The organism is Agrobacterium genomosp. 2 str. CFBP 5494 (assembly GCF_900013495.1).
GTDB lineage: Bacteria > Pseudomonadota > Alphaproteobacteria > Rhizobiales > Rhizobiaceae > Agrobacterium > Agrobacterium pusense.
In genome coordinates, this window is the sequence record NZ_LT009719.1 from 587,712 (window position 1) to 609,504 (window position 21,793).

18 protein-coding genes are annotated in these 21,793 nt (G+C 61.1%); 3 read left to right on the plus strand and 15 right to left on the minus strand.

Annotation, left to right across the window (positions count from 1 at the left end; all coding sequences use genetic code 11):
- Positions 1-69: 69 nt before the first annotated feature.
- The 5 genes from AGR2A_RS17530 to AGR2A_RS17550 all read right to left on the minus strand — a co-directional run bounded on the left by AGR2A_RS17530 (position 70) and on the right by AGR2A_RS17550 (position 6,927).
- Positions 70-1,107, minus strand: a complete 1,038-nt coding sequence (locus AGR2A_RS17530) for an NAD(P)-dependent alcohol dehydrogenase (RefSeq protein WP_072493631.1) — start codon at positions 1,105-1,107, stop codon at positions 70-72.
- Between the two features lie 306 nt (positions 1,108-1,413).
- Positions 1,414-2,475 carry an ABC transporter ATP-binding protein gene (locus AGR2A_RS17535; protein ID WP_072493632.1) on the minus strand — a complete coding sequence of 354 codons (1,062 nt, stop codon included), beginning with the start codon at positions 2,473-2,475 and terminating at the stop codon, positions 1,414-1,416.
- Complete coding sequence (locus AGR2A_RS17540; RefSeq protein WP_072493633.1) at positions 2,472-4,703, minus strand: ABC transporter permease; 2,232 nt, start codon at positions 4,701-4,703, stop codon at positions 2,472-2,474. The genes AGR2A_RS17535 and AGR2A_RS17540 overlap by 4 nt, the downstream gene beginning before the upstream one ends.
- An 85-nt stretch (positions 4,704-4,788) precedes the next feature.
- Positions 4,789-5,814 carry an ABC transporter substrate-binding protein gene (locus AGR2A_RS17545; protein WP_003503939.1) on the minus strand — a complete coding sequence of 342 codons (1,026 nt, stop codon included), beginning with the start codon at positions 5,812-5,814 and terminating at the stop codon, positions 4,789-4,791.
- Positions 5,815-5,928: 114 nt separating this feature from the next.
- Positions 5,929-6,927 carry an ABC transporter substrate-binding protein gene (locus AGR2A_RS17550; protein WP_072493688.1) on the minus strand — a complete coding sequence of 333 codons (999 nt, stop codon included), beginning with the start codon at positions 6,925-6,927 and terminating at the stop codon, positions 5,929-5,931.
- 239 nt (positions 6,928-7,166) lie between these two features.
- Here AGR2A_RS17550 and AGR2A_RS17555 point away from each other — a divergent pair, with 239 nt between their 5' ends.
- Together AGR2A_RS17555 and AGR2A_RS17560 are read left to right on the plus strand one after the other, a co-directional pair.
- Positions 7,167-7,907: a response regulator transcription factor gene (locus tag AGR2A_RS17555; protein WP_004438193.1), complete on the plus strand. Its 741-nt coding sequence runs from the start codon at positions 7,167-7,169 to the stop codon at positions 7,905-7,907.
- Positions 7,904-10,012, plus strand: coding sequence for a sensor histidine kinase (locus AGR2A_RS17560; RefSeq protein ID WP_072493635.1), 2,109 nt, complete (start codon positions 7,904-7,906; stop codon positions 10,010-10,012). The genes AGR2A_RS17555 and AGR2A_RS17560 overlap by 4 nt, the downstream gene beginning before the upstream one ends.
- Before the next feature lie 38 nt (positions 10,013-10,050).
- On the opposite strand, the gene AGR2A_RS17565 is transcribed toward AGR2A_RS17560, so the two are convergent.
- A complete protein-coding gene (locus tag AGR2A_RS17565; protein WP_004438189.1) occupies positions 10,051-10,644 on the minus strand; it encodes a TetR/AcrR family transcriptional regulator in 594 nt (197 codons plus the stop codon).
- A 120-nt stretch (positions 10,645-10,764) separates the two neighbouring features.
- On the opposite strand from AGR2A_RS17565, the gene AGR2A_RS17570 reads away from it, so the two are divergent.
- The gene (locus tag AGR2A_RS17570; protein WP_006698679.1) at positions 10,765-11,991 is read left to right on the plus strand and encodes an MFS transporter; all 1,227 of its coding nucleotides are present in this window, start codon (positions 10,765-10,767) and stop codon (positions 11,989-11,991) included.
- Between the two features lie 93 nt (positions 11,992-12,084).
- Here AGR2A_RS17570 and AGR2A_RS17575 read toward each other — a convergent pair whose 3' ends face one another.
- The 9 genes from AGR2A_RS17575 to AGR2A_RS17615 all read right to left on the minus strand — a co-directional run bounded on the left by AGR2A_RS17575 (position 12,085) and on the right by AGR2A_RS17615 (position 21,792).
- Positions 12,085-12,846: an SDR family NAD(P)-dependent oxidoreductase gene (locus tag AGR2A_RS17575; RefSeq protein ID WP_004438185.1), complete on the minus strand. Its 762-nt coding sequence runs from the start codon at positions 12,844-12,846 to the stop codon at positions 12,085-12,087.
- Positions 12,847-12,849: 3 nt separating this feature from the next.
- On the minus strand, positions 12,850-14,601 hold the full coding sequence (locus AGR2A_RS17580) for an SMP-30/gluconolactonase/LRE family protein (RefSeq protein ID WP_172965675.1): 1,752 nt from the start codon (positions 14,599-14,601) through the stop codon (positions 12,850-12,852).
- Positions 14,529-15,509, minus strand: a complete 981-nt coding sequence (locus AGR2A_RS17585) for an NAD-dependent epimerase/dehydratase family protein (protein ID WP_072493636.1) — start codon at positions 15,507-15,509, stop codon at positions 14,529-14,531. Before AGR2A_RS17585 ends, AGR2A_RS17580 begins: the two co-directional genes overlap by 73 nt.
- On the minus strand, positions 15,506-16,588 hold the full coding sequence (locus AGR2A_RS17590) for an ABC transporter ATP-binding protein (protein ID WP_072493637.1): 1,083 nt from the start codon (positions 16,586-16,588) through the stop codon (positions 15,506-15,508). The genes AGR2A_RS17585 and AGR2A_RS17590 overlap by 4 nt, the downstream gene beginning before the upstream one ends.
- A 2-nt stretch (positions 16,589-16,590) precedes the next feature.
- A complete protein-coding gene (locus AGR2A_RS17595; RefSeq protein ID WP_004438176.1) occupies positions 16,591-17,421 on the minus strand; it encodes a carbohydrate ABC transporter permease in 831 nt (276 codons plus the stop codon).
- Between the two features lie 10 nt (positions 17,422-17,431).
- A complete protein-coding gene (locus AGR2A_RS17600; protein ID WP_006698684.1) occupies positions 17,432-18,358 on the minus strand; it encodes a carbohydrate ABC transporter permease in 927 nt (308 codons plus the stop codon).
- A gap of 66 nt (positions 18,359-18,424) precedes the next feature.
- On the minus strand, positions 18,425-19,696 hold the full coding sequence (locus AGR2A_RS17605) for an ABC transporter substrate-binding protein (protein ID WP_060942174.1): 1,272 nt from the start codon (positions 19,694-19,696) through the stop codon (positions 18,425-18,427).
- Positions 19,697-19,720: 24 nt separating this feature from the next.
- On the minus strand, positions 19,721-20,887 hold the full coding sequence (locus AGR2A_RS17610) for a mandelate racemase/muconate lactonizing enzyme family protein (protein WP_072493638.1): 1,167 nt from the start codon (positions 20,885-20,887) through the stop codon (positions 19,721-19,723).
- Positions 20,884-21,792 carry a dihydrodipicolinate synthase family protein gene (locus tag AGR2A_RS17615; RefSeq protein WP_072493639.1) on the minus strand — a complete coding sequence of 303 codons (909 nt, stop codon included), beginning with the start codon at positions 21,790-21,792 and terminating at the stop codon, positions 20,884-20,886. Before AGR2A_RS17615 ends, AGR2A_RS17610 begins: the two co-directional genes overlap by 4 nt.
- Position 21,793 lies beyond the last annotated feature (1 nt).

Here is a 21,793-nt window from a genome sequence, read left to right on the forward strand (position 1 = left end):
GGCAGGCGCTACTTATACTTTTCCGCGCACCTTTCACCGCTTATGCATCAGCGAGCGAATGTCTGGCACTTATTGCGGCATCACTATCTGCAGTTTGACGTCCGTTTCCCGCGCTTCCACCGCACGGTCGAAACCGGCAATACTGTCTTCGAAGGGAATGGTCGCAGAAATCAGCGGCTTCAGATCGACCTTGCCGGATGCGATGAGCGCTACGGCGCGATCATAGACATTGGCGTAGCGGAAAACCGTTTCGACCCGAAGTTCCTTGGCCTGAAGGCCGACAATATCGACCGGAACCGGATCGACCGGCATACCGACGAGCACGATTGCGCCGCCCGGTCGTGCGAGGGCGGCAACGCCAAGAATGGCGGGGGCGGCGCCCGAGCATTCAAAGACGATATCGCAGCCCCAGCCGTCCGTCGCCTCAGCGATCGCTTCAGCGAGGTTGCGCTCGCGGATATTGACGGTCTCGATGCCATCGTAAGAGGCGATGATATCGAGCTTGGGCTGGGCAAGATCGGCGACGATGACTTTCGCGCAGCCGCCCGCGAGCGCGGCAAGCGCCACCATCATGCCGATCGGACCGGCGCCTGTTACCACGGCGACATCGCCCGGCTGGATGCGGGCACGCAGCGCCGCCTGCATGCCGATGGCAAAGGGCTCCACCATGGCGCCTTCCGCAAAGGACACATTGTCCGGCAGCTTGTACGTGAAAGCAGCGGGATGAATGACCTCCGGCGTCAGGCAACCATGCACAGGGGGCGTCGCCCAGAAACGGACGGCCGGATCCACATTGTAGATGCCGAGCTTCGACGCGCGCGACGTTGCGTCGGGAATACCCGGCTCCATGCAAACACGGTCGCCAGCCTTGAGATGCGTTACCTCGGCGCCGGTTTCGATCACCGTTCCAGAGGCTTCGTGCCCGAGCACCATTGGGGCGTTGACGACGAAATGTCCGATTTTGCCATGTGTATAATAATGGACGTCGGAGCCGCAAATGCCGACCGTGTGGGTGCGGATACGCACATCCTTCGGTCCGAGTTTACCGAGAATGTCAAAGTCCCTGAGCGCGAGCTTCCCTTTTTCTTCCAGCACCAGTGCCTTCATCTCATCCTCCATGGTTTACGATACGCCTGGCAGCGAATTCAGTCAGCGTGATGGCGCGCAACCTCGGCAAAAGTAAACAGAAATCCGCCGGAACAACCGGTTTTTCTTCACACAGGAAAAACTGTATCGAGGAGCCTGCAATTTCTCATCACTGGCGCGATGTCGTGTCCTTTCCGGAGCCGGACATGAGGACTGATTCGTCTGCCGGAGCTATTCGCCCGGCACGGCGGCGATCTGGAATGCCGCGTGCTGACCGCGCGTCGACAGCCAGAAGCGGGCCGGAACCGCATCTGGCTTGCTTGGGGATCAGGCCTGGATCAAAGCGATCCCGCGGTTCCTGAAGCCGAGTGTGACGTCGCTTGCCGGCGGCAGGCCGGTTTCCGCCATATGATCGATGATGAAAAGCGTGCCGATCTCGGTTTCCACCTCGTATTCCACGTGGCCGCCCAGATACGCGCAGTGCAGCACCCGCCCGGCAACCCCCTGCCCGCCGGGCTGACCGATTGAAATCGAGCCCGGGCGAACCGCAAGCTTCGCCGGCCCCAGCCTGGCGTTGCCTGCGGAAAGCCGATAATCGATGCCCCCAACGCGGACCATTGCGTCCGGTCCATCCAGCCTTACCACTTCGCAGCCCACGACATTCGCCTCACCCATGAAATCGGCAATGAAGGCGGAGGCTGGAGCCTCATACAGCTCGCGCGGGGCGCCAGACTGGGCGATCTCTCCATCCTTCATCACGATGATGCGGTCGGAGACGGCGAGCGCCTCATCCTGATCATGCGTCACGTAAACCGCAGTGAAGCCAAGTCTTTGCTGCAATTCACGGATTTCGGTGCGGACCCGGCGGCGAAGGCGGGCATCGAGGTTCGAAAGAGGTTCGTCCAGCAGCAGCACCTGCGGCTCCAGCACCAGAGCACGGGCAACCGCGACACGCTGCTGCTGCCCACCGGAAAGTTCGGCAGGCAGGCGATGCCCCATGCCGGCAAGGCCGACAAGCTTCAGCCCCTCTTCCGCCTTTTCCCGCGCTTCCGCCTTGCGTAGCCCGGAGGATTGCAGGCCATAGGCAACATTGTCGAGCGCCGTCATGTGCGGGAACAGCGCATACGACTGGAAGACCATCGAGACATCGCGCTCGTTGGCTGGCAGCATCGTGACATCCTGATCGCCGATGAGAATGCGGCCGGACGTCGGGTGTTCGAGGCCCGCCAGCATGCGCAACGTCGTCGTCTTGCCGCAGCCGGATGGGCCGAGCAGAGTTACCAGCGTGCCTGGTTCGATGGTGAGCGACAGGTCCGGTATGGCGGTGAAAGCACCGAAGGTCTTGCGGACATTCTTGAAGGTAACGGAGCCGGGCTTAACGGAAATCATGCGGTTTTCTCCTGGGCAAGAGGAACGGGGGAAGCGGATGGTAGGCCAGCGACGCGGTTTTCGCGCCGCAGCCGACGCTCGCCAACGAGGAACTGGAAGCCGGCAATGACGGTGATCATCACCACGATCAGCATGGAGGAATAGGCAATCGCAACCCCATATTCGCCGTTTTCGACGAGGCCGACGATGTAGGACGTCGCCATGTTGTATTCGGCGCTGACGAGGAAGATGACGGCGCTGATCGAGGTGATGGCGCGCACGAAGGAATAGACCAGTGCGGCCGTGATCGCGGGCCTCAGGAGCGGCAGGATGACCTTGCGAATGGTGCGGAAACTGTTGGCCCGCAGCGTCAGCGAGGCCTCGTCGAGGCTCTTGTCCAGCTGGCTCATCGCCGCAATGCCGCCGCGCACACCGACCGGCATGTTACGGAACACAAAGCAGGCGATCAGGATCAGCGCCGAGCCGGTCATTTCCACCGGAGGCAGGTTGAAGGCCATGATGTGGCTGACGCCTATGACCGTGCCGGGAATGGCAAAGCTCATCATCAGCGCAAATTCAAACAGGTTCCGCCCGGCAAATTTCTGCCGCACGATGATATAGGCCGTCAGGAGACCGACTGCGGCGGTGAGCGGAGCGGAAATCAGCGCGATCTTCATGGTCGTCCAGAACGAGTTCCAGGCAACGCCGGTCCACGCGATGGAGCCGTTGGAGAAACTCACGGAAAATGCGCGGAGGTAATGGTCGAAGGTGAGGGAATTGTCGAGACCCCAGGTCTTCACGAAACCGCCCACAAGGATCATGCCATAAACGACGATTGTGAAGACCATCCACGGCACGACAACGGCATGAACGCCGATGGACAGGCCACGCGGAAGCGCGATATGCGCGCCGCTGTCGCCCTTTCCCGTCACCGTGGCGAAATTCTTGCCTGCCAGCCAGAAGCGTTGGGCAAGGAAGGCCGAAAGCGTGAAACACAGCAGGATGATCGCCAGGACCGCGGCGCGCGACGGATCGTTCTGCGAACCAACGACAGCAAAGAAGATTTCCGTCGACAGGACGCCGTGTGTGCCGCCAAGCACCAGCGGGTTGCCGAAATCCGCCATGCTTTCGATGAAGCCGATGAGAAAGGCATTGGCGAGACCGGGCTTCATCAGCGGCAGGGAAACCCGCCAGATAGTGCGCCAGCGGTCGGCGCGCAGCGTCTGAGAGGCTTCTTCCATGGAGGGGCTCACCCCTTCGACTACACCGATCAGCACCAGAAACGAGATGGGCGTGAACGAAAGAACCTGCGCGATCCAGATGCCGGTCATGCCATAAAGCCAGCGACCCGGCTCAATGCCGAAGAGATAGGAAAGCCATTCGGTGACGACGCCGGCGCGGCCGAAGAGCAGCGTCAGGGCAAGACCGATAACGAAAGGCGGCGTTATGATTGGCAGCACCGTCAGGAGCCGCAGTCCCTTCTTGAAGGGAAAGCGCGTACGGGTGGCGATCAGGGCAAAGCCAAGGCCGAGCACGGTCGAACCGAAGGCGGTCATCAGCGCGAGGAAGAGCGTGCGCCAGGCAACACCGCAGCGCTCCTCACCCACGACGCAGCCAAGGCTCCATATGCCGGGATCCTTGATATTGCGAATGAATCCATCGGCATTAAAGGAGCCGTCGAAATCCTGAACGGACGCAACCAGCATACTCCCGATCGGATAGAAGACAAAAACCGTAACGAGGAAAACCAGAACGGAAATGGCGCCGACGACAAAGGCATCGCCCTTCATGACACCACGTTCGGCAAGCCCGAAGGCAAAAAGAAGCACGAAGACGAACGACATGACGACGGCCCCCGCCCCCATGGACGGCTGGCCATCGGCGAGCATGCCGAAGAGATTTTCGCTGATTGTCCAGGCCCAGCCGGTAAAGCCGATGGCCAGCCCTTGCAAGGCGAGGAAGACGAGACCAGCAGCGCCAATGAATGCAAGCAAACCGCCCCGGCGCATCGGATCACGGATCGGCCGGACAAGGCATGCGGCAAGGAAGAAAATGACAATGCCGACCAGCCATGGTTTTCCATAAGACAGTATCTGCAACACACCTGGCGCATTGCTGGCGGAGGAGAAAAACCCGGACAGCCAGCGGAAGCTGTAAAAGCCGCCTTCGATGCGATACCAGGGAAGAAGAATGAGGGCGAAAGCCCCGAACGCCAGGACGATGTCCAGCCTGCGATTGCCACGTGTCATGGCCGACCTCGCTTGTTTCATGCCGATGAAAGCGTGGCGGACACCCCGGCTTCAAAAGCCGGGATGCCGATCGCCGGAGTTCAGATCAGTTGGCGACCGCACCAACTTCGCGATCCCAGCGTTCCAGCAGCGCCTTGCGCTTGGCAGGATCGCCATAGGTCTTGAAGTCGTAGTCGATGAGCTTGATGTCCTCGAACTTCGGTGCCTCTTTCGGCACTTCCGCCGTTTTGTTGGACGGCAGCTGGAAGGACTTGGCGTCCTTCATGCGCGACTGGACCTCCGGCTTCAGCGCCCAGTCGTACCAGGTCTTGGCATTGTCGAGGTTGCGGGCGCCCTTGATGATCGACATGGAGCCGATCTCGTAACCCGTGCCCTCGCACGGAGCGATTGACTTGACCGGGAAACCTTCCGCAGTCTGGGCCACCGCATCATGCATGAAGACGATGCCGAGCGCCGTCTCGCCGCGCGCCGCCGCCTTGACCGGTGCGGAGCCGGACTTGGTATATTGCGAGATATTGGCGTTGAGCTTCTTCAGGTAATCGATGGCCTGATCCTCGCCCATGATCTGCACAAGTGAGGCAAGCGCGGTATAGGCGGTACCCGAAGAGTTCGGATTGGCGATCTGGATTTCGCCCTTGAGTTCCGGCGCCAGAAGGTCGGCCCAGCACTTTGGCTCCTTGTAACCCTTGGACTTGAATATCTCGGTGTTGTAACCCCAGCCCAGGGCACCGGCATAAACGCCGACAGTCCGGTAACCCGTGCTCTCCGCCTGCTTGACCGCCCAGTCCTGCAACTGGTCCAGCATCGGCGACTTGTATTCGAGCGTCAGGTTTTCCGAGGCTGCCTGCATGTGCGGGTCGCCCGTGCCGGCCCACCAGATATCGGTTTTCGGGTTGCGGGCTTCCGCGCGCACCTTGGCATAGGTCTCGCCCGAAGACAGGCGCACCATATTGACCTTGATGTCATGAGATTTTTCAAAATCGCCCTTCATCTGTTCGCAGATGACGACATCGGCCGAGCAGATCAGGTTCAGTTCGCCGGCCGCCTGCGCGGAAACGGCGCTCAGTGCCGTACCGGCAAAAAGCAGAGTGGAAAGTATCGTCAGTCGCATGGTTATCCTCCTGTAGCTTGCGTCTGAATTTCGGGGCGCGCGCAGACATGGCGCTGCCGGTCGCGGCACCTTGTGGCGCGCGTGCTGTCGTTTCGGGGTTTTTGGTATTTGGCCCTACTGGGTCTGGCTCGGGTGAATCTCGCTGTCGAAGCGGCTCAATAATCGACTTCGCTCTTCCGGCTGGCCGAAGGTGGCAAAGTCGTAATCCACCATCTTGATCATCGATATATCAGGTGCCGTCAGCGGCAATGTCGCCCGGGCGTTGGACGGCACCTGGTTCTGGCCGGCGATGGCGCCGGTTTCCTGTCCTTCAGGGCTCAGCGCAAATTCCACGAAGGTCTGCGCAAGCGCCGTATTGTGGTTGCCCTTGACAATGCTGACCGCCCCGATCTCGTAGCCGGTGCCCTCGCAGGGCGCGACGATGACCAGCGGGAAACCCTCGATCTTCTGGGTCACGGCATCATGCATGAAGGAAATCCCGATAAGAACCTCACCCCGCGCCGCCGCCTTGACGGGTGCCGAACCGACCTTGGTATAACCCACGACATTGAGGTTCAGCTTCGTCATGAAACCAAAGGCTTCTTCCTCGCCGAACAGCTGCACCAGCGTGGCGAGCATGGTGAAGGCCGTGCCGGAATAGTTCGGATTGCCGGTCAGGATATGGCCGCGATAGACGTCCTTGGCCAAATCCTTCCAGCAGGTGGGAGCGGGTAAGCTGTTTTTGGCAAGCAGTTCCGAATTATAGGCAAAACCAAGCGCGCCAGCATAAATTCCAGCCGATTTCGACCCGGACATCGCATTGAAGTTCTGCGCCCAGGGCAACAGATCCTGTTGATTGGCGGGCCGATATTCGTCCAGCAGGTCTTCGGAACCTGCCTGCAAATGTGTATCGCCGGTGCCGCCCCACCACACGTCGACTGTCGGATGGGATCGCTCGGCGCGAATCTGGTCGAGAATTTCGCCGGTGCTTTTGCGAACCATCGAAATTTCAAGTCCGGTCTTGGCTTCGAATGCCCGCTGCATGGTCACGCACCAGGCCTCATCGACGCCGCACAGGACGTTCAACTTCGGTTCGGCCATGCCATACTCTGCGCCGCACAGCCAAAGGACCATGCTCGCCGCAAGTGCGGTCAGTGCTTTCAATTAAGCCTCCCTGCCTGGAACCTCCCCGTTTCCGTCTCCATCAACAGCATGTCACATCCTGTCCGCACCGCAATCGAAGAATGGTTACCAATCTTTCACCGCACTGCCGAACAAGATTACAGATATTACAATTATGACAGGAGAGATAACCAGCGAGCCTTTGAAGATAGCCGCCACCATGCCTATGATGGTGGCGGGAGGAAGTTGCAGTGCTTAATCAGAAGGTTCGCATTCTGATCGTCGAGGACGATCCGGATATGGCCGAGCTTATCTCGGATCTCGTCGAGGCCGAGGGCTGGCTGCCCACCTGTGCGCGCTCCGCAGAGGAGGCCGACGAGATATTGGCAAAGGACAGGATGCAGCTCGTCCTCGTCGATCACAATCTGCCTGGCACGTCCGGGCGCACCTTCGCCCAGCGGCTGCGCAGCCAGATCGACATCGGCATCGTCATGGTTACCGCCGCCGGAAGTGCCGCCGACCGGGTGCTCGGCTTGGAAACCGCCGCCGACGACTACGTGGTCAAACCCTTCGAACCAATCGAGCTCACGGCGCGGATCAAGGCCGTCCTGCGCCGGACAATTCCCTCGCTAAAACAGGAGAAGGACAGCGAGCGTGACCACGGGCGCGCGGCGCTGCGGCTTGGGGACTGGGCGATTGATCTTGATGCACGCCGCGCTGTCTGCCTCGCGGACCGCAGCCGGACACTGACGAGCGCCGAATTCGCGCTTCTGGAAATTCTTGCCGAGACGCCCAACCAGCCCGTCAGCCGTTCCCAGATTCTCGACAGGCTGGGTTCGGAGAGCGACCGTTATATCGACAGAAACGTCGACGTGCTGGTGCTGCGGCTGAGGCGCAAGATCGAGATAAACCCCGATCTGCCGCGCCATATCAAGACCCGGCGCGGCAAGGGTTACGTGCTCCACACCGATGAGGGCGAGCCCTACCCGTGATCAGCCGCTCCTTCCTTTCCTCCATCGCCTTTCGCCTGCCCTTTGCGATCGTCTTTACCTGCGTCCTCGTATTCAGCCTGTCCGCCATCGCGATTTACGGATTGCAGCGCGCCCGCGATGAAATGGCGGCCTATGGATTGCAGGCCTTCTCCAGTCTCGCCAAGGCCTCGCTGGTCTCGCGGCAGGTCTCCGATCTCGTCTCCAGTGCACCTTTCCTGATGAATGCCGCCTCGCCCTATCGCGTTTCCAGCGAAAGCCGCTCCGTTGTCCAGCAGGTCGATCTGCTTCTGCAGATGACAGAGCCGGGCAGCGGCGAGCGGGCAGCACGCGGCTTTGCGAGTGAGCGTATCGTTGAACTGCTGCAGCGTATCCGAGCGCAGACACTCGATCTCGCTAAGGATGCCGATGCCGCGCAGGGCCACAAGGCGGAGGCGGCAGCCGCGCTTGGCGAAATCGCCACCGGTCAGGGTATCCTCGATCCGGAGCTGCGCCGGCGGATGAACGGCATCGTACAGGCCGCGTCCGCGTCCGACAGTCTTTTTCAGCTTGGCGAACTGCGCCGCCGCTATGTGGCGGAAACAACGGCGCGTCAGCAGGGTTATCCGGGCGAGCGCCTGCCCATCGCCGAGCTTCAGCCCTATGAGCGGGTTTTCGAGGCCCAGAGCCGTTACCTTCTGGAGATGTTTGCGATCCGCGCCTCGGTCTCGCGCCTTCACACCGTCTCGCGCGATCTTTCGCATGTGACCGAAACGCAGGGCGACGCGGTCGCGCGCAGTCTGAACGAAGACCTTATCTCCACCTCCGATGCTCTCAACCGGCTGCTGATCATTGTCGCCGTTGCCTCGCTGTTGGTTCTCATCGTGGCGATCTTTTCGATCCGGTCGGTGATGCGTGTCTCGCGCGGGATCGTGACGCTCTCCAACGGCATGAATGCCCTCGCCAAGGGGGAAACGGATGTCGGGCCGCCCTCCTATACGGGTCCCGAGACGGAGCTCATCCGCCTGCTCGACGCGTTTCGCGCCTTCCACGACAGCGTCGACCGCGTCTCTCGCCTCAGGCGTACGGCCGAAGCCGCAGCCCGCACCATTCGCTCCACATTCCGCAACATGAATGAGGGAATAGCGCTGTTCGATCCGGCCGGGCGGCCTATCACCATGAACCGCCGCATCATCGAACTTGTCGGGCGCTCCGGCTCGTCCCGAAAGCTGCCGATCCGCCGGTTCGTCGAGCCCATTCCCGAAATCGATTCGACGCTGCTGCCCTTCGATGGTGGGCATGGGAAGCTGCTGGAGCGCGCCGTGGTGCGGCATCGAACCGCCGACCAGCGGGTTATAGAAATATCGATGTCGCGCCAGCCGGATGGCGGCATCGTGCTGCTTGCCCGCGATGTGACCGCGCTAGACCGGCAGGAGGCGGAAGCAGTCAAGGCCCAGCGGCTGGACGGCATCATGCGCATGACCCACCAGGTCAGCCACGAGGTGGGCAACATGATCGGCATCATCACCGGCAGCCTCGGCCTTCTGGAGCGAGAGGCCGGTTTCAATGACCGCCAGAACCGGCATATTGCCCGCATTCGCAAGGCAGCTGATCGCGGCCGCTCCCTGGCCAGCAGCATGCTGACCATCGGCAGCCAGCAGCCCATCCATCCAAGCTGCATTAACGTGGCCAATCTACTGCGCGGCATGGCCGATATTCTCGAGATCGCGGTTGGCCCCAAATGCCGTATTGCACTCGATCTCGATGATGATCTTCCCGCCATCCCGCTCGACCCCGCCCTCTTCGAGCAATCCATCCTCAATCTCTGCCTCAACGCCGCGGCCGCCATGCCGGAGGGCGGCCTGATTTCAATCGAGGCGGCCTGCGAGAAGGATACTCTGGCGATAACCGTCTCGGACGAGGGCATCGGCATGACGCCGGAGGCCGTGGACAAGGCCTTCGAACCCTATTTCACCACCCGGGGGGACCATGGAGGCGCAGGCCTGGGACTTGCCATGGTCTATGGTTTCGTGCGCCAGAGCGGTGGCGAAGCCCACATCCATTCAAAGCCCGGTGAGGGCGCAAGGGTGCAGCTGCTTTTCCCGATTCATGCCGGGCAGGCGAGATAACATTGCAGGATCGGGTGTCGGGCACTGGCGCCCGGGGATCAGCCCTTGCTGATGCGCAATCCATCCAGAAAGGTCCGGAAACTCCTCACGGCCCGTTCCGACGTTGTTTCCGGATCGTCAGAATTGGCAATCCACTGGGCTGCGCTGCTGCTTGCCGCATTGATGAAACGGGCACACGCCTCGGAATCGATATCGGCGATCGTTCCCTCCTGCTTGAGCGCATCGAGACTGCGCGAAACAGCGGAGATACAGCCATTGGCATTTGGCCAGCGGGATGGATCGCCAAGGACGGCCGGTCCATCGCGAAACATGATCCTCTGGATTTCCGGTTCAAGCGCCATACGGACATAGCCGACATTCTCCTCGACAAACCCTTCCCAACGCGTCGAGGCTCTCGAAGAAATCTCGCAAAGCCTTTTTGTCATCTCCGCGTCGATCTCGGCCACCACCGCCAGCAACAAACCCTTTTTGTCCCCGAAATGATGATAGAGCGCACCACGGGTCAACCCTGCCTCGGCGGTAAAATCATCCATGGAGGCCTCAGCATAACCAATACTGCCAAACGCCCTGCGTCCGGCAGCCAGCAGCTTTGCCCGCGTTTCAGCAATCATTTCACTGCGAGGTTTGCGCATTTTTGCTCCAGCATCTACATACGTCGCGTATATTAGTTGACATACGCCGCGTATGCAATTATTTCATTCACATACGCCACGTATGTGTGTGGTGGATACTCCCTAAACAAGGTGCATCCGATGTCTAATCCATACAGAGAAATTTTCCGGGTTCCAGGCGCCAAAGGCTTTTCAGCTGCAGGTTTCTTTGCCCGCCTCCCCATCGCCATGGCGCCGATCGGCATCGTGGCCATGTTGTCGCAAACGCATGGCGAATATTGGCTGGCAGGCGCCGTATCAGCAACCTTCGCGCTGACCAATGCCGCCGTCGCGCCGCAAATCTCGCGGCTGGTGGACCGCCGGGGCCAAAGCAGCGTTCTCATCCCCGCGACCATTCTATCCGTCCTCGCCTTTGCGGCGTTGATCATCGCCACCAATCAGCGATGGCCGGCTTGGACGCTGTTTCTTTCCGCTTTCCTCGCCGCCGCCATGCCAAGCATCCCCGCCATGATGCGGGCCCGCTGGACGGAACTCTTTCGGGACCGGCCGGAACTGAATACGGCCTTTGCCTTCGAATCCGCGGCTGACGAACTTGTCTACATTGCGGGTGCATCGCTTTCCGTCGGGCTTGCGGTTTCGCTTTTTCCAGAAGCGGGCATGATGATCAGCACGGCATTTCTGGCGGTCGGAACATTTGCCTTTCTTCTGCAGCGATCCACAGAACCCAAAGTGCGTCCGGTCGAGGGCGGCCGTCGGCAGCGTTCTGCAATATGGCTGCGTCCGGTACAGATCATCACGGTCGCGCTGATCTTCGTCGGCTCGACTTTCGCCACCGCCGAGGTGAGCGCCGTCGCCATCACCAAGGAACTCGGCCAGCCGGAAGCAGCCAGCCTCGTCATCGGCGTCTATGCCATTGGCTCTTTCGTCGTCGGCCTGCTTCTTGGTGCGCTCAACCCGAAAACGCCGCTGCACCGGCAATTGCTGATCGCTGTCAGCGTTCTTGCCCTGACGGCGCTGCCGCTCCTCGTCGCGGCATCCAGTGTCGCCCTGCTTGCCTTTGCCGTGTTCCTCAGCGGTGTGGCAATCTCTCCCATTTTCATCACCGCTTTCGGCCTGATTGAACGCCGGGTGCCGGAATCGATGCTGACGGAAGGCGTGACCTGGGTCATGACCGGTATCGGTATCGGCATGGCACTGGGCGCTTTCGTCTCGGGATGGGTGATCGACAATTTCGGCCCGGACAATGGCTTCTGGGTGTCGGTCGCCGCAAGCCTTTCAACGGTGACGATCATTGGGCTTGGTCAGCGCAGCCTCTCGGCGGAGCGAAGGCATCCGGGTGGGTCTCCGGCAGCGCAGCCCGCCGAATGATCCGGGCTGGCAGACACTGAAACGGACGGACCGCACCGCTTCTCATGAGTAGACGCTTCAAAAACGCTTCTCCGCGCAGGATATGCGGAGAAGTCAATAACCGCCCGTCAGGAAAATACTCTCGCCGGTCATAAAGCTGCAGGCCTGCGAAGACAGGAAGATGGCGGCCCCCACCATTTCCTCCGGCTGACCGGCTCGCCCCATCCAGTTCAGGGTCCGGACATATTCAGCCCAGCCTTCGGGGTCTTCGTCCCGGCGATGGGCATTGCGATCCGTATCGACCAGACCGGGCGCTAGAGTGTTGAGGAGAACATTGTCCTTCGCATAGTCGCGCGCCTGACTCTGGATCAGATTATGCTGCGCAGCCTTGGTGGCGGCATAGGCGGTGACGATGCCCTTCGGCCGCAACTGGTTGACCGAGCCGATGGAAACCACCCTTCCCCATTTTCGCGACGCCATGCGCGGCAGGATCGTCTGCAGCATGTCCACTGTCGACCCGAGATTGACAGCCAGCTGAAACGCCAGATCATCGGGCTTCAGCTCCGACAGTACCGCATTGATCTGGGCGCTCGCATTGATGACGAGAATATCAACCGGTGCGACCGTCTCGGCGCGCTCGACAAGATCGCGCCCGGCGCCCGGTTCGGAGAGATCACCCGCCAGCTCTTGGGCCAAGCCACCGCCGTCCGCGATGCGTTGCCGCACGGCGGTTGTCGCACCCGGCTTCACGCCATGCAGGATGACATGCGCGCCGGCCCCCGCCAGCCCTTCCGCTATGGCTGCCCCTATGCCGCGGCTGGAACCGGTGACGAGCGCCGTGCGGCCTTTCAAACCAAAGACGCTTTCAAGACGCATAATTTATCCTTCGAACAGTGAAATGCGCGCGCCGGCAATTCCGGGGCGGCAGGAGAACAGGCCACCAGACAGCGGGGCGTCGGCGAGCGTGGATGCCGGCAGGCGCGTGCGGGCACTGGTGATGAAGAGCGTCGACAGGTCCGGCCCGCCGAAGGCCACACTCGACGGGCGCGGCACCGGCATCTCGATCACCTGATCCAGCTTGCCGTTCGGAAGATAGCGGCGCACGCACCAGCCGTCCCAGATCGCACACCACACCCCGCCTTCCGCATCCACGGCGAGGCCGTCCGGACGGCCGTCGGCCACGGGAATACGGGCAAATTCGCGGCGCTGCGACAGGGCGCCGGTCGTCGGATCACAATCATAGGCATGGATAAGGCCGGGCACCGTATCGACGAAATAGAACGTCCTGCCATCGGGGCTCCAGCCGAGACCGTTGGAGACGACGATGCCGCCTTCCTTGCGTTCGAATGCCCCATCGGCATTGATCCGATAAAGCGCGCCGGTGGGCTTGGAGGCATCGATGCGCATCGACCCGACCCAGATGGCGCCGTCCGGCCCGCATTTGGCATCGTTCAAGCGGTTATCGCCAATGCCAGCCTCCGGGCTGACGAAGGGTGTCAGCCGGCCCGAAGTGAAGTCCAGCCATTCGACGCCATCCTGCGACGCCACCAGCAATCGCCCTCCGGAGACTGGAATGACGGCACTGACCAGCTTACCTGTCTCGCAGGTTTCGTTACGGCCGGTGGCGGGATCGAAACGATGGACGGCGGGGTGCAGAATATCCACCCAGTAGAGCGCGTTTTCGCCTTCATGCCAGACCGGGCTTTCCCCAAGCTGCGCCCCCCAGGGAAGAATGCAGCTGAGTTCGGCGCTGGGGCGTCCTGTTGCCGAACGCGGTCGTGGCCGCGAGCTGATGGCGACAGCCCCGGCGGCGCCGGTAATCCGGCGTGCAGCGGCAATCAGTTCACGCCCGGCAGGATGAATGTTGGACGCATCGAGCCGCGACGACGGCCCGAGCGCGACAAGCACACCCATCGGCGTATTGTCACGGCCCATGACGGGTGCGGCAACGGAATTCACCCCTGGCAGGTGCTCCTCATAGGAGATCGAGTAACCCCTCGCCCGCGTCAGCGTCAGATCGGCCTGAAGTGCATCGAGTGTGGTAATCGTCCGCGGCGTCTGCGCATCGAGCGTCAGCCGATCGAGCAGGGAACGGCCGACAGCGGGGTCCTGAAAGGCAAGCAGCGCCTTGCCCGGCGCGGTACAATGCAAAGGAACCCGGCGTCCCACTTCCACCCGCACGGAGAGACCGTTTGGAGAACGTTCCGCGAGATATTGCGTCATGATACCGTCCAGCCGGCAGAGCGCTACGGTCTCGCCCAGTTCGGCAGCCAACCTCTCGAGTTCGGGTGTCGCGGCCGATACCAGATCGAAGCTCTCCCAGACTTTGTGGGACATTTCGAGAAAGCGCTGGCCCAGAACATAGGTTCCACGCGCCTCATCCTGACGGACGAGCCCATAGGCTATGAGGGTGCGCAGGATACGGGCAAAAGTCGGCTTGGGCAGGCCGGAGGCCCGCAACAGTTCTGCAAAACGCGGCGGCTCCGGCGCATCGGCCACCATGTCGAGAAGGGTCAACCCCTTCGCCAGCGCAGCGGTGCCGCCCGGTGTCTCGGGTTTCATCGCGTCTCCTTCGCGAGACGCTGCCGCCTTGCGGCGGCCGCCTCTTCCAGCATCCGGTCCATCGTCCATTGTGCCTCAAACCCCAGAGTGTTTTTGATCCGCGCGTTGGACGTATGGTAATAAACGCCGTCGCCGGGAAAATCGACAGTCACGATGGGGAGGCCGGTCACCGCGGCAATTTTCGGCAGAAGCTCGGCGAAATCGGAGGGCTCATCCGCGCCGAGATTGAAGATGCAGCCCGCCGCGTCAGGGTGATCGAGGGCGAGCAGGATCCCCGCCACCATATCGCGTGTATCGGTTATGTGCATGCGGTATGGCCGGCCGTTTTCATTGCGCGCCAATATATGCGACGCTTCGCCGATATCCCGGGACTGTAGCAGTTCGGCAATCGCAACGTTCCCGAAATTCTGCTGCTGTCGAATGCGCGGCCGCAGGAAAAAACGCGGGCCAGAGAAGAAGCTGTCTTCATCCAGCAGCTCAGCCGCATCCTGCGTATGAGAAAAGCGCAGGATCACGGTTTTCATGCTGCCAGTCCGCTGGTGAAAGCGAACCAGTTCCTCGCCCAGAAGCTTGGTCAGGCCATAGGGCGAATTGGGGCGAAGCGGATGATCCTCGGTGACCGGCAGGAATTCGGGGCGGTTTTCCGGATAGACTTCTCCTGAAGAGGCGAAGACGAACCGCTGCACGCCTGCGGCTGCGGCCGCATCCAGAAGACGGCGCGTGCCTTCGACATTGACCGCAAACATGCGGTCCCGGTCCTCCGGCGCCCATGACATAAAGGCCCCGAGATGCAGAACGGCGCTCACACCTTCCATGGCTTTGGACAGCGCCTGCCCGTCCTCCAGCGATCCGACGACCTCCTCACCGCCCGTACCCGACGGACGAAGGTCAAAGCCGCGGACCGCCCGAGCGTCCATACGCAAGGCAGCGGCGACAGCACGACCCACACGGCCTGCCGATCCGGTGACGAGGATCATAGCCGTGCTCCGGTCTTTGCGTCGAAGAGATAAAGCTGTGCCGGATCAAAGCCGAGCTGAAGCGCTTCGTCAGCCCGAAGGTTGCCGCTATGCGAGACACGGGCGATCAGCCCCTTGGATCTGCCCTCCTCGCCATCTGCGACCCTTGCGCCTTCCGCATCGAAATAGACGTATTTTTCCGATCCCAGACTTTCCACCAGCGTCGGGCGAACGCTGAAGGTCACCGGCCCATCGCCCAGAACGAGATGCTCTGGCCGCAAGCCCACGATCACGCTACCCTGCCTGGCAGATGCCGCCGGCAGCTTTACCTTCTGTCCGAAAACAGTCAGTGCGCCGTCACGCAGTTCCGCGTTGAGGAAATTCATGCCGGGCGATCCGATGAAACCGGCGACAAAGAGGTTGGCCGGATTGTTGAAAAGCTCATCGGGCGCCGCGATCTGCTGGATGATGCCGCCCTGCATGATAACCACCCGGTCCGCCATGGTCATGGCTTCCACCTGGTCATGCGTCACATAAACGGTGGTGACACCGATACGCTTGTGCAGGGCGCCGATTTCGGCACGCATGTGGACGCGCAGCTTGGCATCGAGGTTGGACAGCGGTTCGTCCATCAGAAAGGCCTGCGGCTGACGCACGATGGCGCGGCCGAGCGCCACGCGCTGCCGCTGTCCGCCCGAAAGATCCTTTGGTTTGCGATCGAGATAGGGCGTTACCTCGAGAATGCGCGCCGCGTCATCCACCCGGCGATCAATCTCCGTCTTGTCCGTGCCGCGCATCTTCAGGCCGAAGCCGATGTTCTGCCGGACCGTCAGGTGCGGATAAAGCGCGTAATTCTGAAACACCATGGCGATGTCGCGGTCACCCGGCGCCAGATCCGTGACTTCGTTTTCGCCGATGAAGATCTGCCCTTCGCTTGCCGGTTCAAGGCCCGCAAGGATTTTCAGCATCGTCGACTTGCCGCAGCCGGAAGGCCCGACCAGCACCACGAACTCGCCGTTTTCGATCTCGAGCGAAAAGGGCCTGAGCACGTTGAGGGCGCCATAGGACTTGCTGACATTGCGAATGGAAATATTGGCCATGCTTATTTCTCCGCGCCAGCGGTGAGTCCGCCGACCAAATAACGTTCCAGAAACAGGTAGATTGCGATGATCGGCAGCGCGATGAACACGGATGCGGCGGAAATGTCGTTCCAGTAGGTGACGTATTCGCCCTGCATCGTGGTGATGCCGAGATTGGCCGTCCAGTTGTCCGGCGAGTTGACGAGGAAGGTGCGGGCATAGGCGTAATCCGCCCAGCTGAGCACGAAGGCATAAAGTGCCGTGGCAGCAAGACCGGGTGTGGCGATCGGAAGCACGACCCGGACCATTGCACCGATCGGCGAGCAACCGTCGACCATCGCGGCCTGCTCCAGTTCCTTCGGAATGGTGTCGAAATAGCCTTTCAGCATCCATGTGGCGAAAGGAATGATCATGGTCGAATGCGCCAGCACCAGTGTCCAGAGGCTACCGATCAGACCGAAGCTGGAAAAGATCGAAAACAGCGGAATGACGAGCAGCGTTGCAGGAAGCATCTTCGCCGTCAGGACGAAGAGACCCATGGTCGCGCCGCCCCGCATGGAATAACGCGACAGCGCATAACCGGCGCTGACGGAGACGAGCATCGACAGCGCCACCGAGCCGACGGCCGCAAGCATCGAGTTCCACAGCCATAGCAGGATCGGCTTCGCCGCCCAGACCCTGGCGAAAATGTCCCATTGCGCATCATCCGGCCAGAAGGTCGGCGGCAGGCGGTACAGTTCATCGGTGGTGGAGAGCGCCGTGACCAGAAGCCAGTAGACCGGGAACAGGATCATCACCAGCGTGAAGATGACAGTCGCGTAAAGGGCAAGGCTCTGTAAAAATGTCCGTTTCATCAAAGCCTCCTCAATAGATCGATTTCGAACGCCGGCCGAGCATCAGAAGGCTCGCGACGATACAGATCACCAGTGTCAGCACGCCGACGGCGGCGGCGCGGCCGAAATTGTGATACTGGAAGGCCTGGTCATAGGTCATGATCGACAGGGTCTGGGTCGACCTCAGCGGTCCGCCACCGGTCAGAACCTTGATGATGGAAAAGTCGCGGAACACCCACAGAAGCGTCAGCACCAGCGTCACGCCCAGCACCGGCATCAAAAGCGGCATAGTGATCCAGCGGAAGCGCTGCCAGACGCTCGCGCCATCCACCTTGGCGGCCGCATAATAATCGGCCGGAATGGATTGCAGACCAGCGAGGCACATGATCGACACGAAAGGAAAACCCTTCCAGACCATGGTGATAGCGACTGCCCAGAAGGCGGCCGTCGAACTGCTCACCCACGGGATCATCTGGTCGGTGAAACCGAGCTTTATCGCCAGCCATCCGAACAGCCCGAAGGACGTATCAAACATCCACGCGAAGATGACGACCGCGATGATTTCCGGCACTGCCCAGGGCAGCGCCATTCCCAGCCGCGCAACGGTTCGGCCCTTGAAGCGGTTATTGGCCAGAAGCGCCGTGCTGAGGCCAACGGCCACGCTGCCCGCGGTGACGACGACAACCAGCTTCAGCGTCACCCAGCAGGCGAGCCAGAATTCCGGCGATGAGAAAAGCCAGGTGTAATTGCTGAGTGAAAACGGCCGGCTTGCGCCACCGAGCCGCGGTATCTTGACCTGCTGGAAAGACAGGTCGATGGCCAGCACAAGCGGCCAGACGATGATGGCGGCAACCATCAGGACCGCGGGTGCGATCAGAATATAGCCGAGGAGATGTTGCCGGCTGGGACGCGCAAGATCAAAGAACTTGCGGCGCCCGGCCCGAGCGGGTGCGGTCATGGATGGTCCTCCTGCCGGATGCGGATGGTAACCACGGCCCGCCAGCCGGGCCATGGCAAAACGGGATCAGCCCTTGATGGCCTCGGCCTTCGCCTGCATGGTCTTTGCCACCTCCGCGGGATCGAGGTCCTGAATGATCATCCGCTGGCTTTCTTCCATCACCATCTTGCTGAATTCATTGTAGAAGAGCTCAAGCCCGGTCGGAATGCGGTCGATACCCGCCTCGGATGCGGCCTTCATCGTCTCGATCAGTACCGGAAAATGCGGGATGGTCTTTTCGACACCCGACACGTCGGCCTTGGGGCTTGGCGGGGTGTTGCCGCCAAGGGTGGCATAGCTGCGTTGGAACTCCGGCGACATCGTCAGCTTGATGAAATCCCAGACGAGCGCCTTCTGGTCGTCGGGAATATCGGCCGGCATGGCGAGCACGTTGGACGATCCACCCAGCGGCGGATGAAGCGGGGGTGCCGCGTAAACGATGTCAGCCTTGGCTGAACCCTTCTCGGTGGTGCCGTAAAGCCAAGGCCCGTCGAGACGCATCGCCATCTTGCCATCGGCAAAAAGCTTGCGCACGTCGCTGGCGCTCATGTCGACCGGGCTGATCCCGCTCTTCATGACGGTTTTCCAGCGTGAAAGACCCTCCACCATCTGCGGCGTATCGATGGTGATATTGCCGTCCTTGTCGGTCCAGTAGGCGCCGGCGTCGAGGATGTAGTTCAGCATCTCCGTCAGATATTGCCCGGGACCGCCCTTGGTCTCGTGGCCGGTCCCGAACTGGTCGATGATACCGTCACCGTTCAAATCCTTGGTGGTGGCTTTTGCTGCCGCCAGAAACTCGTCATAGGTCTTCGGAACCGCGATGCCCGCCTCATCCAGTATCTTCTTGTTATAAGCCATGACGAAGCCGAAGTAGTTCGTCATAATACACACGGTCTCACCGTTCCATTCGCATTTCTGCTGACCGGCCCAGCCGGTCATGTCGATGCCGTCCTTCTTAAGCCACGGGTCGAGCGGCTCCAGCCAGCCGCTGTCGGCGAACATCTGGAACTCGAAGGATGCGAGATGCACGATCTGCGGCGGCTGGTTGGCAGCGAAAAGCGTGGTCATCGTATCCGCGTAGGAGCTGCGTTCCGCCTTGGTGAACTCGATCTTCACGCCGGGATGCTGCTTCTCGAAGGCGGCGATTGCCGAACGCCACCATTCACCCGTTCCCGCGTCATCCGTTTGCCAGGAAATGAATTTCAGGACGGTATCGGCCATGGCAGGGGCAACGGCGCTCATCGTCATCAAAACGGCGGTCGCCGTACCCAGCGCCAGCTTCTTCATTCTTTTGGTCATGGTTTCCTCCTCCAAAGAACCAAATCAGATACGTTCAATAAGGGCGAGCGCCGCCTCCGACGGTCTTACGCCCAGTCCCGGACCCGACGGCAGGTGATACTTGCCTTCGCGGCAATCCATGTCGCCCTCCAGCAGGCGGCGGTTCGGCTCGAAGATCGAATGCTGGAATTCGTGCCCCTTCAGCGTCGGCAACGTCGACGATGCCTGCAGGCTGGCGGCAAGGAATATGCCGGCGCCAATGGTAGCGTGCGGTATAACGTCGATGCCGTGTTCGGCTGCGAGAGCGCCGATACGGATGAAATTGGTGATACCCTTATGGCCCATTTCCGGCTGCACGATCGCGATACGGCAGCGTTCGATGCGGGCGCGCATATCCCAATGGGTGCGCCATTCCTCGCCCACCGCGATCGGCACGTCGGTATTCTTCGAAACCTTTTCCAGCCCGGCAATGTCCTCCGTCCAGACGGGCGCCTCGGCGAACCATGGATCGAATGGCTGCATTTCTGCGATGAGCTCCAGCGCTCGCTCCGGTGTCTGGTTCCAGTGCATATCGGCGGCGATCTTCGCCTGCGGGCCGAGCACCTGCCGGAGATTGGCAAGTTCCGCCGCCGGCCCATCATCGGCAACGGGCGTGGCGAATTTAAAGGCGTCGAAGCCACGATCCTGCCAGTATTTCGCCAGCTCTCCGCGCGCCTTCAGCGTCTTCTCCGGCAGGCCGGAAACATAGGCCGAAAAATTGTCCACGCCGCCACCCAGCAGGTCTCGAATGGATTTTCCGGCTTCCTGTCCGGCAATATCCCAGAGGGCGATATCGATTGCAGCAAGCGCATCCACGTAAAAGCCACCGGTATAACCGCGCACGCGCATCATATCGTAAAGATCGTCGTAGATCGCCGATGGATCGGATGCATCGCGGCCGATCACGAAACCGGCCAGCAGGTCGTTGATGAGAGCCGCCACCGCACCGGGCGCAACGATGCCATAGGTCTCACCCCAGCCGACGGTGCCGGCTTCCGTCGTCATTCGCAGAAGCACGCTGCGGTCGAAGGTTGGATAGACCGTGCGGTTGCCCTTTCTGACGATGTATCCATTGGGGTTGACCACTTCACCTTCCCGCAGCGCTCCGAGATAGGGAACCTTGCGTGGCTGGGTCAGCGTGAAGACTTCGATTGTTGCAACGGGGCTGTTCATGCGGCCTCCGGGGCGACAAGGCCGAGCTCGACGAGGTTGGCGTCGATATCGGCAATCGCCGCCTTGTCGAGTTCCGGGGTGGGCGCGCGGACACCGAGACCCTCGATCACCCCACGGCGGGCCAGCACGTACTTGGTCAGCCGCATGCGATAAACCGCCTGCAGAACCAGAAGCGGAAGAGTGCGGACATAGATTTTCCGGGCCTCATCCTGACGGCCTGCGCGGAGAGCGCGATCTATTGCCACGTGTTCCTCGACGATCTCCAGCGCCGGCATGGCAGCGGTCGCGCCACGCGCATATTCATCCAGAATGTAACGGGCGCCGCCGCCGCCGATGATACCCTTCAATGTTGAGGGCGCATGGGCGATGATATGGCTGATGGCGGGACCGGCCGGCAGCGTTTCTTCCTTGACGTAGGTGACCTGCGGCAGAGACCGGACGATCTCGACAATCGCCTCCGGCGACAGATCAGACCCGCGCGGCGCAGGCGCGTTCTGCAGGATGATTTCGACACCGGGCAGCGCCTCGACAACCTTACCCAGAAACTCGATCAGCGCCGGCGCATCCGTCCCGACCGGTTTTGGCGGCTGAACCATCAGGTGGCGAATACCGAGATCAGATGCGGCGCGGCCATGTTCAACCACGTCTCTCCAGTCTGCCGCGCTCGCGCCCGCCACGACCGGCACCCGGCCAGCAACAGCATCAACAACGATCTTCAGCAGCGACGCACGCTCTGCAGCATCCAAAGTCTCAACCTCACTGGCAAAACCCGGGAACACCACACCATCCACGCCTTTTTCGAGCGCGAAGATCACCAGTCGCTCCATACCCGCTTGGTCAATACCGCCATCCGCCAGAAAAGGCGTTGGCAAAACGGGCAAAATTCCCTTCAGGCCAGCCACCATC

Coding starts and splice junctions, on each gene's coding strand:
- AGR2A_RS17605 (WP_060942174.1), bottom strand. CDS start 19,696: ATGACCAAAAGAATGAAGAAGCTGGCGCTGGGTACGGCGACCGCCGTT.
- AGR2A_RS17600 (WP_006698684.1), bottom strand. CDS start 18,358: ATGACCGCACCCGCTCGGGCCGGGCGCCGCAAGTTCTTTGATCTTGCG.
- AGR2A_RS17570 (WP_006698679.1), top strand. CDS start 10,765: ATGTCTAATCCATACAGAGAAATTTTCCGGGTTCCAGGCGCCAAAGGC.
- AGR2A_RS17530 (WP_072493631.1), bottom strand. CDS start 1,107: ATGAAGGCACTGGTGCTGGAAGAAAAAGGGAAGCTCGCGCTCAGGGAC.
- AGR2A_RS17595 (WP_004438176.1), bottom strand. CDS start 17,421: ATGAAACGGACATTTTTACAGAGCCTTGCCCTTTACGCGACTGTCATC.
- AGR2A_RS17585 (WP_072493636.1), bottom strand. CDS start 15,509: ATGATCCTCGTCACCGGATCGGCAGGCCGTGTGGGTCGTGCTGTCGCC.
- AGR2A_RS17615 (WP_072493639.1), bottom strand. CDS start 21,792: ATGGTGGCTGGCCTGAAGGGAATTTTGCCCGTTTTGCCAACGCCTTTT.
- AGR2A_RS17575 (WP_004438185.1), bottom strand. CDS start 12,846: ATGCGTCTTGAAAGCGTCTTTGGTTTGAAAGGCCGCACGGCGCTCGTC.
- AGR2A_RS17550 (WP_072493688.1), bottom strand. CDS start 6,927: ATGGTCCTTTGGCTGTGCGGCGCAGAGTATGGCATGGCCGAACCGAAG.
- AGR2A_RS17565 (WP_004438189.1), bottom strand. CDS start 10,644: ATGCGCAAACCTCGCAGTGAAATGATTGCTGAAACGCGGGCAAAGCTG.
- AGR2A_RS17540 (WP_072493633.1), bottom strand. CDS start 4,703: ATGACACGTGGCAATCGCAGGCTGGACATCGTCCTGGCGTTCGGGGCT.
- AGR2A_RS17545 (WP_003503939.1), bottom strand. CDS start 5,814: ATGCGACTGACGATACTTTCCACTCTGCTTTTTGCCGGTACGGCACTG.
- AGR2A_RS17590 (WP_072493637.1), bottom strand. CDS start 16,588: ATGGCCAATATTTCCATTCGCAATGTCAGCAAGTCCTATGGCGCCCTC.
- AGR2A_RS17535 (WP_072493632.1), bottom strand. CDS start 2,475: ATGATTTCCGTTAAGCCCGGCTCCGTTACCTTCAAGAATGTCCGCAAG.
- AGR2A_RS17610 (WP_072493638.1), bottom strand. CDS start 20,887: ATGAACAGCCCCGTTGCAACAATCGAAGTCTTCACGCTGACCCAGCCA.
- AGR2A_RS17580 (WP_172965675.1), bottom strand. CDS start 14,601: ATGGACGATGGACCGGATGCTGGAAGAGGCGGCCGCCGCAAGGCGGCA.